Source organism: Streptomyces sp. NPDC002446 (genome assembly GCF_053595675.1).
On sequence record NZ_JBSFYC010000021.1, the window covers coordinates 78,279 to 92,260 of the forward strand.

The following is a 13,982-nucleotide window of genomic DNA, read 5'->3' on the forward strand; positions in this document are numbered from 1 at the left end:
GCGCCATTGCCATACGGCACGGCCGGCCGGGCGCCACCACGCCCGGCCGGCCGCGGGGCCGTCCCGGATCAGCGGCGGCCGGTGCCGTCCTGGACACGTACGCTCTCGCGCGCCTCGTGCCGGGCCGGGACTCCCGTCGGACGGGCCGTGATCACCAGCGTGCCCTCCTCTATCTGGTAGTCGAGCGGCAGGCCGAGCCCGCGCATCGCCGCCACCATTCCGGTGTTGGACGCCTGGGTGATCGCATAGACGCTCTCGCAGCCGGTCTCGGCCGCCATCGCCACCAGCCGGCGCAGCAGCTCGGCTCCGATGCCGCGCTGCTGCCACTCGTCCTCGACCAGCAGCGCGACCTCGGTCTCGTCGCCGTCCCACAGCAGATGGCCGAGCGCCACCAGCCGTCCGGACGCGGTCTCGACGGCCAGGGTGCGGCCGAACCGCGGGCTGAGCAGATGCCCGAGGTAGCGGTCCGCGTCACCGACCGGGCCGTGGTAGCGCAGCGCGAGCGTGCGCGGCGAGCAGCGGTCGTGCATCTCCCGGGCGGCGGCCAGGTCGGAGGTGTCGGCGCGGCGGACGGTGATCTCGTTGCCCTCCGGCAGCGTCAGCACATCACGCCGTCGCGGCACCCGCTGGCCGAGCCGGGTGTCCAGCTCGACCAGTGCCCGCACCCGTGCGAACTCGGTGGGCGTGAAGGGCAATTGGGGCCTTTCGATGGTGAGCGAGCCCCCGGAGGGGTCGCGGAACTTCATCACATGCTCTTCCAGCACGCCCTCGGCGGGCACCTGCTCGGCGAGCGGCTGGCCGGTCAGCGAGCGGGCCGGCACCGAGTGGATCGTGCAGCGCCCGAGCAACTGCCGCAGCGCCAGGGGGAGTTCGGCGGAGTCCAGGGCCGTACGGGTCGCCAGGCCCAGCATCCGGGTCGGCGCGTCGACGAGGTCGTGCGCATCGGCCCGCTCCAGCCAGCTGTGGCTGCCGCCCGCGCCGGCCACCGTACGGGTCAGTTCGCCGGGCGCCAGCGGGCCGGGCGCGCGCAGCAGGAACTCGTCGACGGTCCCGTCGGACAGCGGGTGGGTCTGCAGGCTGAGTATGTCCACGTGCTGCGCGGCCAGCGCCGTGCACAGCGCGGCCAGACTGCCCGGCTCGTCACGGACCGTGGTCCGCATCCGCCACAGCGTCGTCTCCTGGCCGCCGGCCCGGGAGGCCGGATCGGCGGAGGACGGCGCCGCGGCGCCGGTATCGGTCGGTGGCGGGGCGTTTTCGTGGCGTCGTGACCACCAGACGTGGAAGCCGGCCGTGGCGAGCAGGGCCATCGCCGCGGCGCACAGCAGCACCGGGCCCGACGGGCCGTGCGCGACGGTGTTGGCGGCCGCGTCGGCCACCGCGACGGCCGTGAACAGGGCCGCCAGCTCGACGACGTCCCGGCGCCAGTGATGGCGGCGGGAGGATTTGGCAGAGGAAGCTTCAGTCATGCACACAGCCTTGCGGACCGTTGTTGCCTGATCGCCAACACCTTGTGTCCGACGGGTAAAAGACGGAATCGGCGCATTGCCCTCTACTGTCCTACCCGCCCCGGTTGGAGCACCTTGCTGAACAACACTTCTCCCCCCTCCTGACGCAGCCGCACCGTCAGCTCCCCGCTCGCCCCGTCGATGTCGATCTCGCCGAAGTTCTGCGGACTCTCCGCGGGGGAGGTGTTGGCACGGTCCGGTGCCTTGATGAACGGCTGCGCGGGCCCGAACGTTCCATCGAGTTTCAGCGCCTGGAACCCGCCCGCGTTCAGCGGCCCCGACACGAACTCCCAGAACGGCTCGAAGTCCTTGAACGCGGCCCGCTCCGGCGCGTAGTGCTGTGCCGAGGTGTAGTGGACGTCGGTCGTCAGCCAGACGGTTCCGGTGATCCGGGCGTGCTTGATGTGCCGCAGCAGCTCGGCCAGCTGCAGCTCACGGCCCAGGGGAGCGCCGGGATCGCCCTGCGCCACCGCCTCGAAGTCGGTCTTGCCGTCCGGGACGACCAGCCCCAGCGGCATGTCGGAGGCGATCACCTTCCACACCGCGTGCGAGCGGGACAGCTCCCGCTTGAGCCAGCGCAGCTGCTCGGCGCCGAGAATGCCCTGCGGGTCGTCGGTCTGCCGGCCCGGCGAATTGGCGTTGCGGTAGCGGCGCATGTCCAGCACGAACACGTCCAGCAGCGGACCGTGGTGCACCACGCGGTAGACCCGGCCGCCCCGGTCGGGCCGCAGCGTACGGATCGGGAAGTACTCGCCGAAGGCGCGCAGCGAGCGCGCGGCCAGCACATCGGCGTCCTTCTCCGTGTACCGGACGTCATCGAGCAGCTGCCCCGGGTACCAGTTGTTGTGCACCTCGTGGTCGTCCCACTGGGTGATGGTCGGCACCTGCGCGTTGAACCGGCGCAGATTGCCGTCCAGCAGGTTGTAGCGGAACGCGCCCCGGAACTCCGCCAGCGTCTCGGCGACCTTCGACTTCTCCTCGGTCGTCACGTTCCGCCAGATACGGCCGTCCGGCAGGGTCACCTTCTCCGTGATCGGGTTGTCCGCGTAGATGTTGTCGCCGCTGCACAGGAAGAAGTCCGGGTTCCGGCGGCGCATCTCCTCGTAGATGCGGTAGCCGCCACGGTCCGGATTGATGCCCCAGCCCTGGCCGGCGAGGTCCCCCGACCAGTGGAAGCGGACGTCCTGGCGGCGGTTGGCCGGCGCCGTGCGGAAGGTGCCGGAGACCGGCTCGCCGGTGCGCCGGGGATCGTCGGGGTCGGCCAGCAGCACCCGGTAGTGGACCTGCTCACCCGACGGCAGACCGTGCAGCGAGGTGACGCCGGTGAAGTCCGTTCCCGCGCCGAGCACCGGGCCGCGCCAGGTACGGGCGTTGCGGAACGACTCGGTCGCCGCGGTCTGCACCACCATCCGGGCCGGCCGGTCCGACCGCACCCACACCAGGCCCGAGGACGTGGTCACATCCCCCACCTGCACACCCCAGTCGGCGCTCGGCCGCCCACTACGGGTCTGCGACGGCATCGCGCAGGAGAGCGCGGGCAGTGCCAGCGCAGCGGAGCCCGCCGCGGTGCCCTGCAGCAGCGACCGCCGTCCGAAGCCGCCGACGAAACCCTGCGCCATCTCAAACCTCCATGCCGTCACCGAACTTACCGAGGACCGTTCGTACCGCTGTTTGGTGCCGTGCAGCGGAACGGGTGGTGAACAGGATGGCGCACACCGGCCCGTCCGGTCCCGCCCCCGCCGTGGTGGCGCGCGTCGCACCGGCCCGTTTCCGCTGGACAAGGCGGGTGCGGCCGGGTGGGATGGACGAGTGCTGATGGATTCCGCGACCGATGTCTTCGAAGAGCACCGCTCCGTCCTGTTCGGGGTGGCCTACCGCATGCTCGGCCGGGTGGCCGACGCCGAGGACGTGGTGCAGGACGCCTGGCTGCGCTGGTCGGGCGCGGACCGGACGCAGGTGCGCGAGCCGCGCGCCTTCCTCGTACGGACCACCACCCGGCTCGCCATCGACCGTCTGCGCCAGGTCCAGTCGCGGCGCGAGTCCTATGTGGGGCCCTGGCTGCCGGAGCCGCTGGCGACCGACTTCGCCGGGACCGTGCCCGACAGCGCCGAGCGGACGGTGTTCGCCGAGTCCGTCACCCTGGCCGTGCTCGTCACCATGGAGTCGCTCTCCCCGCTGGAGCGCGCCGTGTTCGTCCTGCGCGAGGCCTTCGGCTATCCGTACGCCGAGATCGCCGAGGCCCTGGACCGCAGTGAGGCCGCGGTGCGCCAACTGGCGGGCCGGGCCCGCCGGCACGTGGCGGAGGGCAGACCGCGCTTCGAGGTCGACCCCGTGCAGCAGCGCGACCTGACCGAGCGGTTCCTGGCGGCGGCGGCCGGCGACGACCTGGAGGGCCTGCTGCGCCTGCTGGCGGCGGACGCCCGGCTGGTCGGGGACAGCGGCGGGAAGGCCAAGGCGCCGCTGCGGATCATCGAGTCCGCGGACAAGGTCGCCCGCTTCCTCCTCGGCGTCGCCAAGAAGACGCCGTCCGGCACGGAGTTCACCCTCGTCGAACTCAACGGCGGTATCGCACTGCTGGCGCGCAACGGCGAGGCGCCGGACTCCGTCCTCCAGCTCGGCATCCGGGACGGCCGGATCCACACCGTCTACATCGTGCGCAACCCCGACAAGCTCGGGGCGCTGGCGGCGAGCTGAGCGGCCCTCCGCAGACCGGGCGCAGCGGCGCGGAGCGGCCCGCGAAACCGATCCGGGATTGGTCTTGACCAAGGGTGGGGGCAGTCATATCGTCGGGATACTGCAACAACCTTTAATAAAGAAGCGCTCATAAACGGGAGCGCGTACGGGGCCCGCATCCGTAGGTGCCTCGCACGCGGCCCGGGTTCCATGGGGGCGCTGCCCCGCGGGGCAATGGCCAGTGCGGAGGACAGGGTGGGGACCACGCAGCTCGAAACGGTGCCGGAGCCGAAGTACTGGCACCTCAAGACCGTGCTCAGCGACGCGCTGGACTCGGAGTTCGCGGTCGGCGAGATTCTGCCCAACGAGCGTGAGCTGGCGGCGCGGTTCGGCGTCGCCCGGGCCACGCTGCGGCAGGCGCTCGAACAGCTGGAGCTGGAAGGCAGACTGCAGCGCCGCCGCGGTGTGGGCACCACCGTCGCACCGCCGCGCGTAGGCGTCGCCGTCGACCCCGCCCGCCACACCTGGCCCGGCACCCCCGATGACGACTGGCAGCCGGTCGACGCCACGGAGAGCGACACGGTGCCGGCCGCGGTGGCCCGCCTGCTGGAGACCGCCCCCGGCGAGCGGGTGCACATCGTGCGCCGCTCCCGGGTCACGCACGGCCAGCCCGTCGCCGCCGAGCTGCTGTACGTGCCGTCGGCCGCGGTCCCCGGCTACGCCGAGGCGGACCGGCCCAGCGCCCCGGCCCGCGCCCGCGCCGTGCTGCACGAGCTGCAGAAGCGCGAACTGGACGGACAGGACCGTACGGTGGAGCTCGGCTCGGCCCGTGCGGAGGACGCCCGGCAGCTGGACCGGCTGCCCGGCGCACCCGTCCTCGTCGTGACCACCCGCTATGTCTCCGGCGGGCGGACGACCGCCGTCGCGGTGTCGACGTACCGCGCGGACACCTGCCGGCTGACCTTCGGCGCGAGTGACGCGATGTCACTTCTGGCCGGCTGAGCCGTCCCCTCGTTCCTACGGGCCCGCGCCGGACGCTCCGGTGCGGGCCCGCCGCACCGCCCGGCCCGGGGCCGGCTCAGCGCCGGGCCGTCGCCGTGCCCTCCACCGCGAAGAGCTCGCCCTCCACATGGTCGAGGGCCAGCCGCAGCGCGCCGGTGGCGACGGCCGCCTCGCCGAGTTCGGAGAGCGCCACCTGCGGCGGGCGCAGGCAGTAGCGCGCCAGCTCGTCGCGCAGCGGCGTGAGGACACCGGCCAGCCCCGCCGCCCAGCCGCCGATCACGACCAGCTCGGGATCGAGCGCCAGCACCAGCGCCGCGACGTCGTGTACCAGCCGCCGCAGGAAGCGGTCGATGGCTTCCCGGGCGCCCGCGTCGCCGTTCCGCGCCGCCGTGAAGACCGCGGCGACCTGGGCCTCGTCCAGCGGGTGCAGCGGCTCACCGGTCGTCGAGAGCAGCTTCTCCGGCGTCGCCTCGCGCCCCAGCAGATGCAGTGCGCCGATCTCCCCGGCCGCCCCGCCGAACCCGCGGTGCAGCCGGCCGCCGATCAGCGAGCCCGCCCCCGGGCTGAGCCCGGCCAGTACGAACACGATGTCGTCCGAGCCGGTCGCCGCGCCCTGCCAGTGCTCGGCCACCGCGGCGGCGTTGGCGTCGTTCTCGACCAGCACCGGGCAGCGGAACGACCGCCGCAGCCGCTCGCCCAGCGGCAGCCCCGTCCAGCCCGGCAGCGCGGTGCCCAGCCGTACGGTGCCGTCCGCCTCCACGATGCCGGGGGTGGCCACGCCGACGGCCCGCAGCGAAGTGCGCGGGATGCCCGTACGGCGCAGCAGTTCGGCGACCACGGCGCGGACCCGCTCCAGCCGCTCGTCGGCCGGTGCGGTCTCCTCCACGGGGCGCTGCCCGGTGTCCAGCACCCGGCCGCTCAGATCGGACAGCAGCGCCGTGATGCGGTGCGGACCGATCTCGATGCCCAGCAGGTGCCCGGCCTCGGTACGGAACCGGAACCGCCGGGCGGGGCGCCCCTGGCGGCGGGTCTCGCCCTCCTCGGCGGGCGCCTCGACCACCAGCCCGGTCTCGATGAGCCCCTCGACCACCCCCTCGACCGTCGGCCGGGACAGGCCCGTCACCTGAACGAGGTGGGTGAGCGTGGGGGCGTCCGCGGCGCGCAGCGCGTGCAGCACCACCGCGGAGTTGATCCGTCGCAGCAGAGAGGGATCCCCGGTGAGCCGCCCCAACGTCCGTCTCCCTAACTTTCCGTCCGTGGGGCGGATCGTAGCCGGTCACAGGGTGTGCGGCGAGCCCCGGCAGCGGCGCCCGCAGCGGCCTGGCCAGGCGATACGGATCTGTGCCGGCACGCGAGGACGGCGGGCGCGGTGCGCTGGCGGGGTGAGGGAACGTCAATTGTCAGACCCGGCAGGTTTACTGAGGGCATGACGCTTGACGAGCAGCTGACCACCATCGACGCGCTGCGCCTGCGGGCCTTCCCGGCGCAGCGGACCCGCCTCGGCCGCGTCGAGAGCGGACCGGGCTTCCACATAGCCGGGCTGCGGGTCAGCGAGGACTTCTGGGACGCCGACCTGACCGAGGTCGCCGAGGCCGAGGAGGAGTTCGAGGCCGGGCTGACGGCGCTGGTGCGGGCGCTGTCCTTACGGTGGGGCGAGCCCGAGTCCCTCGACCTCGCCGCCCATCTGGAGCGGACGGCGAGCGGGCTGCCCGTCCCGCCGCCGCTGGACACCCTGTGCGGATTCGTGCCCCGGATGCACGGCTGGCGGGTGCAGGGCCGCTGGATCGGTGTGGGGGTGGGGCAGGGCGATCGCGAGCTGCCGTTTCAGCTGCTGGTGGCGGTGGGGGAGGAGGCCGTGGCGGGCGGGGACGGTCAGGGGCGGCCCGAGTAGCGGGCGCCCGGGAGCCCGCCGGGGAGCGGGCACGCCGGGAGCGGGGAGCCCGAGCCGAACGACTCCGCCGTCAGACGTCGTCGCCCGGGGCGAAAGCCGCCGCCCGCAGCCGCCCGTACTCCTCCGCCATCGTCTGGAGCGTCCAATGGGCGTTGAGGCCACTGGGGTTGGGCAGCGCCCAGATACGGGTGCCGCCCAGGGTGCGCTCCTGCGGTCCGATCGCTGCGTGCTTGTCGTCGAAGGCGACGCGGTAGGCCGTGACCCCGGCGACGGCGAGCCAGCGGGGCCGCAGCCGCGCCACCTCCTCGGCCAGTATCCGGCCGCCCTCGCGGTACTCCGCCGCGGTCAGCTCGTCGGCCTTGGCGGTCGCCCGTGCCACGACGTTGGTGATGCCCAGACCGTGCTCCAGCAGCTCGTCCTGCTCGGCGGGCCGGAACTGCCGGGGTGTGAAGCCGGCAGCGTGCAGGACGGGCCAGAACCGGTTGCCGGGGCGGGCGAAGTGGTGGCCGGTGGCCGCCGTCATCAGCCCGGGGTTGATACCGCAGAAGAGCACGCGCAGGCCGCTCGCGGCCACGTCCGGGACGAGGCGGTCGCGAGCGGCTGCCAGCTCTTCGGGAGTGAAGCGCACGGCGAGCGCGTCAGAGGATCGCGCCCGGCGTGTACGCCGCGGCCTCCGGGTGCTGCTTGGCGATCTCCTCGATCCGGGCGACGACGGACGCCACCTGGTCGGCCGCCGCGCCGGTGAAGGAGAGCTTGTCCGCCATCAGCGCGTCCAGCTGCGCCCTGTCCAGCGGGATCCGGGCGTCCGCGGCCAGCTTGTCCAGCAGCTCGTTGCGCTCGGCGCCCTGCTCGCGCATCGCCAGCGCCGAGGCGACGGCGTTCTCCTTGATCGCCTCGTGTGCCTCCTCGCGGCCCACCCCGGCGCGTACGGCGCCCATCAGCACCTTCGTCGTGGCGAGGAAGGGCAGATAGCGGTCCAGCTCGCGGGCGACGACCGCGGGGAAGGCGCCGAACTCGTCGAGGACGGTCAGGAACGTCTCCAGCAGGCCGTCCAGCGCGAAGAAGGAGTCCGGCAGGGCCACCCGGCGCACCACGGAGCAGGACACATCGCCCTCGTTCCACTGGTCGCCGGAGAGCTCACCGGCCATCGAGGCGTAGCCGCGCAGGATCACCATCAGGCCGTTGACGCGCTCGCAGGAGCGGGTGTTCATCTTGTGCGGCATCGCCGAGGAGCCGACCTGGCCGGGCTTGAAGCCCTCGGTCACCAGCTCGTGCCCGGCCATCAGCCGGATGGTCTTGGCGATCGACGAGGGGGCGGCGGCCAGCTGCACCAGCGCGGTGACCACCTCGTAGTCCAGCGAGCGCGGGTAGACCTGGCCGACGGAGGTGAAGGCCTGGCCGAAGCCGAGGTGCGCGGCGATCCGCTGCTCCAGGTCGGCGAGCTTGGCCGCATCGCCGCCGAGCAGGTCCAGCATGTCCTGCGCGGTGCCCACCGGGCCCTTGATGCCGCGCAGCGGGTAGCGGGAGAGCAGCTCCTCCAGCCGGGCGTACGCCACCAGCAGCTCGTCCGCCGCGGTCGCGAAGCGCTTTCCCAGCGTCGTGGCCTGCGCGGCGACGTTGTGCGAGCGGCCCGCCATCACCAGCTCGGCGTGCTGCGCGGCCAGCGAGCCCAGGCGGGCCAGCACGGCGACGGTGCGGTCCCGCATCAGCTCCAGCGACAGCCGTACCTGCAGCTGCTCGACGTTCTCCGTCAGGTCGCGGGAGGTCATGCCCTTGTGGACCTGCTCGTGGCCGGCGAGGGCGTTGAACTCCTCGATGCGGGCCTTGACGTCGTGCCGGGTGACCTTCTCGCGCTCGGCGATCGAGGCCAGGTCGACGGTCTCCAGGACCCGCTCGTAGTCGGCCAGCGCCTGCTCGGGGACCTCCACCCCCAGGTCCTTCTGCGCGCGCAGCACGGCGAGCCACAACTTCCGCTCCAGCTTGACCTTGTACTCGGGGGACCACAGCACGGCCAGCTCCGTGGAGGCATAGCGGCCGGCCAGAACATTGGGGATGCGAGGCTTCGCAGACACAGCAGTCACGTGGTGAGAGTCTACTGGCGATTCGCGCAGGCCAGCGCCCCGGTCCCGGCTGTGTGTTCCTCCAACCGGGAGCGCGGCGGCGACGGTGCGGGCGTTGGCGGCGGCCGCAGCGTCCCTCGTCACCGCGCGCCATGTCCGCCGGCCGACGACCATGCAGGTTGACGGGGGCACGGCATGGACTTAGGTTCGCCTCACCTTACTCCCGACCGAAGGTTTTCAGCCATGCCCGGGTTCAGACCCTCGCCGCGTTCACCGCGCACCGCGCTCCGGCCGCCGACGTTCCCGCGTCACGGCGCCAACGGTGAGCGGACCGCGCTCGGCGAGAAGATCGCCGCCACGTTCCGCGACGTGGAACGCACGACGGAGAACTGACCCGTGGCACCGATCTCCGACGGGGCGGTAACTGCCCCGGTTTCCCGGCCCGTCGGGGTGCCGGGGTGGGCCGAGCCCGCTGACGGCGGCGCGGTCCGCGAGCGCCCGCCGACACCGCTGTGGGCGCTGGTCGTGCTGGGCGTTCTGAGCCCCGCCGTGCTGGCGGCCGCCTGCTGGGTGGCCGGCCACCTCCACGCCGACCCGCCGCTGCAGTTGGCCGCCCGCTTCCTCCACCTCGTGGCACTCGTCGTCGGGCTGGGCTCCGTACTCGCCGTCGACTGGTTCGCCGTGATGTGGATGCTCGGCCGACGCCGGCTGGCCGAGGTCCTGCGCACCGCCTGCACACTGCAGGTCCCGATCTGGCTCGGACTGGCCGGCCTGGTCGTCACCGGACTGTTCCTCCGTCCGGACCCGGCGTCGCCGCTGACCCTGGTGAAACTCGGACTCGTGCTGGCCGTCACCGTCAACGGTCTCTACGCCCACTGGCTCGGGCAGCGCCTGGACCGGTGCGGGAACGCGCCGGTGCCCCGCCGCCTGCGCATCCAGTCGGGTGCGGCGGCCGCCGTCAGCCAGATCGGCTGGTGGGGCGCCAGCCTGATCGGATTTCTCAACAGCCAGTCCTGACCCGGGATATCGCTCAGGGCCGACGCGCCCGCGGAAATCCCCGGTTTACCGGGCATCTGCGGGCGCGTCGGCCCTGAATCCGAAATCCGACCTGAATTCGGTCAGAGGCGGCGTACCCTCGCGGCGATCCCATGACCGAGCAGAAGGTAGATCACGGCGGGCAGGCCGTAATTCAGGAAAACCCGCAGACTCTCCACCTCCATGGTGAAGATGTCCTGGGACCAGCCGGCCAGCCAGTCGGCCATACCGTGCACAAAGCCGACGAAGACATTTCCCTGGTTGGCCTCCAGCAGGTAGAGCAGGATCCAGAGTCCCAGAAATCCTGCGGCGATGTCCGCGATCGTATGGATGGCCAGCGCTGCCCGGTTTGCTCCATCGCCGTCCCGGTTACGCCTATAGGTGGGCCGGTTTCCGTCATAGGGCTGGTAGGTGTCATTTGCGGGAAGAGGTTCATGGGGATTGCTCATGACCTCCTTGCTTGCCCCGCGCGATTACCCGAAACGTCTTCCAAACCTGCGATTCCATATCGTTTTCTGATCGTGTATCACGCTTGGATCCGCGCCCCGTTTTTCCGCGGCGATTCCTGGGGCGCCGGCGGCTTCAAGCGGCCGGTCCGGTGCAGTCCGTACAGCGCGGCGGAGCATGCGAGGCCCAGGGCGAGCAGGGCGAGCCACGGCAGGGCGGACACCCCGGCCGCCCGGGCGGCGTCCAGCGCGGCACCGGTAAGCAGATTGCCGAGGGTGATGCCGACGCCGCAGACGGTGTTGTAGAGCCCGTAGTGGGTGGCGACGAGACGGTCGCCGGAGAGCCGGACGATGGTGTCCATCTCGAACGGATAGGCGACCATCGTGCCCAGTGCCAGCAGCAGCGCGGAGAGCGCGGGTGGCACGGCGGCGAGCAGCCACCGCCCCGCTCCGCCGTCCGGCACGGTCACCGCGGTGGGCACCAGCAGCGGCACAAACGCGACCCCCATGGTGAGCAGCCCCCAGGCGAGCGCCCGGCCGGGCTCCATACGGGCCTTGCACCAGGCGGTCACCTTGGTCTGGAAGAGGATGGTGCTCAGGCCCGATACGGCGAAGAGCACCGCCACCGCCACCGTGCCGAAGGTCCCGTCCCCGCCGAGCCGCCGCACCTCCAGCGGCAGTGAGAGATATACCTGGAACTGCATGACATAGAAGCCGATCATGGCCGCGGAGAACAGCAGGAACGGCCGGTTGGCCACGATGCTCCGCCACTGGGCCAGCACGCTCTCGCGCCCACCGGCGGCCCGGTCCTTCGCCCCGGCGGCCCTACGGGCCGGCAGCGCCCGGATCTGCACGATGCTCAGCAGCGCGAAGACACCGGCCGCGACCAGGCACGTGATCCGGAAGTCGACGCCGGTCAGCACCATGCCCACCAGCGGACCGAGCAGTATGCCCGCCTGGTAGAAGACGTTGAACAGCGCGAACGCCTCGACCCGGCGCTCGCCCGCGTCCGCGGCGAGGTAGGCCCGGACGGCCGGGTTGAACAGCGCCCCGGCCAGACCCGTCGCGGCGGACGCCGCCAGCAGGGCGGGCAGCGAGTCCACCAGGCCCAGCGTCGCGAAGCCGACGATGCGCAGCACCAGGCCGGCGATGATCATCGGCTTGTACCCGAGCCGGTCGGCCAGTGTGCCGCCGACCAGGAACATGCCCTGCTGGCTGAAGTTCCGCACGCCGAGCACCAGCCCGACCACCCAGCCGGCCAGCCCCAGCGTCCCGGAAAGGTGCGCCGCCAGATACGGCATCAGCATGTAGAAGCCGAGGTTGATGGTGAACTGGTTCACCATCAGCAGCTGGACGCTGCGCGGATAGGAGCGCACCTGCGCAAAGGTCCCCTTCACCGGACGTCGCCCTCTCCCTCGGTGCCGGAGTGGGTCGGCGCGTCGGCGGCGTCGGAGCCTTCCGGCGTGTCGGAGTCGGGGAGCGCGACCGCGTCCGCCGGCTCCCGGGCGAGGGAGAGCGGGTCGACGACGGTGGTGCAGCGGGTCCAGCGGGTGACCTCCTTCTCGTCCAGGCGGCCGATCACCTCGGGATCCGGGGCGGGCGGGGAGTCGAGCAGGCCGTGGGCGGCGCAGTAGTCGTCGTCGTAGACGGTGCCGAGGTAGCGCTGCGGGCCGTCGGGGAAGATCGCCGCAATTCGGGTGTCCTCGGGCAGCGTGCGGGCCAGCCAGCCGGCGACCAGGGCGACCGCCCCCACGCTCCACCCGCCGGTGGCGTAGTGGGAGGTGGCCAGCTGCCGGCAGGTCCACACCGCCTCGGCCGGGGCGACCCAGTGCACCTCGCTGAAGTTGCCGTAGGCGACGTTGCGGGGGTAGATGCTCGACCCCAGCCCGCGCATGAGCCGGGTGCGGGCGGGCTGCCCGAAGATCGTCGAGCCGATGGTGTCCACCCCGACCAGCTTCAGCTCGGGATAGTGGTGCTGCAGGACCCGGGACACACCGGCGGAGTGCCCGCCGGTGCCCACGCTGCACACCAGTACGTCGATGTGGCCGAGCCCGGTCGCCAGCTCCAGCGCGAGCGGGGTGTAGGCAGTGGTGTTGTCCGGGTTGTTGTACTGGTCGGGGCACCACGACCCCGGGTGCTGGGCCATCAGCTGGGCCACCCGGTCGCGGCGGGCCTGCTGCCAGCCGCCCGTCGGGTGGGGCTCGGAGACGACATTGACCTGGGCCCCGTACGCGGACAGCAGCTGCGTCATGGACCGCTCCAGACCCGGGTCGGTGACCAGGGTGACCGGATGGCCGTGGACCATACCCGCCAGGGCCAGTCCCAGACCCAGGGTGCCGCTGGTGGATTCGATGATCCGGGCGCCGGGCCGCAGTTCGCCGCGGGCGCGGGCCCGCTCGACCATGTGCAGACCGGGGCGGTCCTTGATGCCGCCGGGGTTGAACCCCTCCAGCTTCGCCCAGAAGCCCCGGCCCTGCGGGGCGAGGGGCTCGGACACATGGAGGAGGGGGGTGTTGCCGACCAGCCCGGAAAGGGCGGAGCGGGCAGGGGGAGTGAGGATGCTCGAAGAATGCGACGAATGCATGGATCCGCTCTCATCTGTGAGGAAGGCGAGTTCAGGTGCTTCCTTGCGCGCGCCGCCACGAGCAGGGCGGGGCATGGCCCCTGGCCCTGGTGGCGGCGCACGGCAGCCGGTTCGTCCGGCTGCACCGGAGCGGTCTAGGTGCGCCACCGGCAGAGGGCGGTCAGTGTGGAGCGGCCGGCAGGCGCTCTTATGGCCCGTGTACGGAGGCCTTGCAGGAGCGCCGCACCGGAGACCGCCGCGACCGCCGGCACAGCGTCCCTGGCCATGGGAACGGCGGTCGCCGTGCCGTCCGACGACGCCTGCCGGCTTCCGGCCGCGGCGTCGAGCCCGAGTGAGGCACAAAGATCGTCGCTCGGACTGGAGGCGGCACGCGCCGCCGGTTCGGCGAACTCCGGGTTCCAGACGCCCTGTTGGGCGCCGCCGAAGGCTGTACGGGACGCGCCGTGCGCATGGTCGGCACCGTGCAGCAGCGCCGCGCAGTCGAAGGTGACCAGCAGCAATCCGCCCAGAACGAGGGCGAGCAGCCGGGCGGGCCACGGGGCGGGGCGGGGTGTGCGGTGGGTGGTGGTGTCGTGGAGACGAGGGAGTAACGGCACGGTTCCTCCGCGGAGCGCCGCGCGGCCGAGGGGCCGGGGCGCCGGGATGGGGGCGGAATGAGGGGGGCGAGATCGCCGGACAGCGCCCTGCGCGGCAGCCGCGGACCGTGCGGGAGCACGGCGACGGGAGGCCGGGCGCCGGTGACGGTGACGTGCGCGTCGCCGGACGCTGAGCGATGTCCGATGGGTC

14 protein-coding genes are annotated in these 13,982 nt (G+C 72.4%); 5 read left to right on the forward strand and 9 right to left on the reverse strand.

Annotation, left to right across the window (positions count from 1 at the left end; translation table 11 throughout):
* Window positions 1-68 precede the first annotated feature (68 nt).
* Both ACWD6P_RS14790 and ACWD6P_RS14795 read right to left on the reverse strand, forming a co-directional pair.
* Entirely contained in the window at window positions 69-1,466 is a 1,398-nt protein-coding gene (locus tag ACWD6P_RS14790; protein ID WP_451444467.1) for an N-acetyltransferase family protein, read from the reverse strand.
* Between the two features lie 83 nt (window positions 1,467-1,549).
* Entirely contained in the window at window positions 1,550-3,124 is a 1,575-nt protein-coding gene (locus ACWD6P_RS14795) for an alkaline phosphatase D family protein (protein ID WP_451444468.1), read from the reverse strand.
* A 190-nt stretch (window positions 3,125-3,314) separates the two neighbouring features.
* Between ACWD6P_RS14795 and ACWD6P_RS14800 the strand changes: the two genes are divergently transcribed.
* Window positions 3,315-4,199, forward strand: a complete 885-nt coding sequence (locus ACWD6P_RS14800) for an RNA polymerase sigma-70 factor (RefSeq protein WP_451444469.1) — start codon at window positions 3,315-3,317, stop codon at window positions 4,197-4,199.
* A 234-nt stretch (window positions 4,200-4,433) separates the two neighbouring features.
* Window positions 4,434-5,180, forward strand: coding sequence for a GntR family transcriptional regulator (locus ACWD6P_RS14805; RefSeq protein ID WP_451444470.1), 747 nt, complete (start codon window positions 4,434-4,436; stop codon window positions 5,178-5,180).
* A 76-nt stretch (window positions 5,181-5,256) separates the two neighbouring features.
* Here the strand turns inward: ACWD6P_RS14805 and ACWD6P_RS14810 are convergent, their stop codons facing one another.
* Window positions 5,257-6,411, reverse strand: coding sequence for an ROK family transcriptional regulator (locus ACWD6P_RS14810; RefSeq protein WP_451444471.1), 1,155 nt, complete (start codon window positions 6,409-6,411; stop codon window positions 5,257-5,259).
* Between the two features lie 195 nt (window positions 6,412-6,606).
* Between ACWD6P_RS14810 and ACWD6P_RS14815 the strand changes: the two genes are divergently transcribed.
* A complete protein-coding gene (locus tag ACWD6P_RS14815) occupies window positions 6,607-7,071 on the forward strand; it encodes a hypothetical protein (RefSeq protein ID WP_451444472.1) in 465 nt (154 codons plus the stop codon).
* Window positions 7,072-7,141: 70 nt separating this feature from the next.
* On the opposite strand, the gene mug is transcribed toward ACWD6P_RS14815, so the two are convergent.
* Window positions 7,142-7,699: a G/U mismatch-specific DNA glycosylase gene (gene mug, locus ACWD6P_RS14820; RefSeq protein ID WP_451444473.1), complete on the reverse strand. Its 558-nt coding sequence runs from the start codon at window positions 7,697-7,699 to the stop codon at window positions 7,142-7,144.
* A gap of 10 nt (window positions 7,700-7,709) precedes the next feature.
* A complete protein-coding gene (purB, locus tag ACWD6P_RS14825) occupies window positions 7,710-9,143 on the reverse strand; it encodes an adenylosuccinate lyase (RefSeq protein ID WP_451444498.1) in 1,434 nt (477 codons plus the stop codon).
* 231 nt (window positions 9,144-9,374) lie between these two features.
* On the opposite strand from purB, the gene ACWD6P_RS14830 reads away from it, so the two are divergent.
* Complete coding sequence (locus ACWD6P_RS14830) at window positions 9,375-9,524, forward strand: hypothetical protein (RefSeq protein ID WP_451444474.1); 150 nt, start codon at window positions 9,375-9,377, stop codon at window positions 9,522-9,524.
* 3 nt (window positions 9,525-9,527) lie between these two features.
* Complete coding sequence (locus ACWD6P_RS14835; protein WP_451444475.1) at window positions 9,528-10,148, forward strand: hypothetical protein; 621 nt, start codon at window positions 9,528-9,530, stop codon at window positions 10,146-10,148.
* 101 nt (window positions 10,149-10,249) lie between these two features.
* On the opposite strand, the gene ACWD6P_RS14840 is transcribed toward ACWD6P_RS14835, so the two are convergent.
* From ACWD6P_RS14840 to ACWD6P_RS14855, 4 genes are all read right to left on the reverse strand, one after another.
* Window positions 10,250-10,615 (reverse strand): hypothetical protein, encoded by a 366-nt coding sequence (locus ACWD6P_RS14840; RefSeq protein WP_451444476.1) that lies wholly within the window; start codon window positions 10,613-10,615, stop codon window positions 10,250-10,252.
* Between the two features lie 77 nt (window positions 10,616-10,692).
* On the reverse strand, window positions 10,693-12,009 hold the full coding sequence (locus tag ACWD6P_RS14845) for an MFS transporter (RefSeq protein ID WP_451444477.1): 1,317 nt from the start codon (window positions 12,007-12,009) through the stop codon (window positions 10,693-10,695).
* Window positions 12,006-13,196 carry a PLP-dependent cysteine synthase family protein gene (locus ACWD6P_RS14850; RefSeq protein ID WP_451444478.1) on the reverse strand — a complete coding sequence of 397 codons (1,191 nt, stop codon included), beginning with the start codon at window positions 13,194-13,196 and terminating at the stop codon, window positions 12,006-12,008. Before ACWD6P_RS14850 ends, ACWD6P_RS14845 begins: the two co-directional genes overlap by 4 nt.
* 134 nt (window positions 13,197-13,330) lie before the next feature.
* Window positions 13,331-13,792, reverse strand: a complete 462-nt coding sequence (locus ACWD6P_RS14855) for a hypothetical protein (RefSeq protein WP_451444479.1) — start codon at window positions 13,790-13,792, stop codon at window positions 13,331-13,333.
* Window positions 13,793-13,982 lie beyond the last annotated feature (190 nt).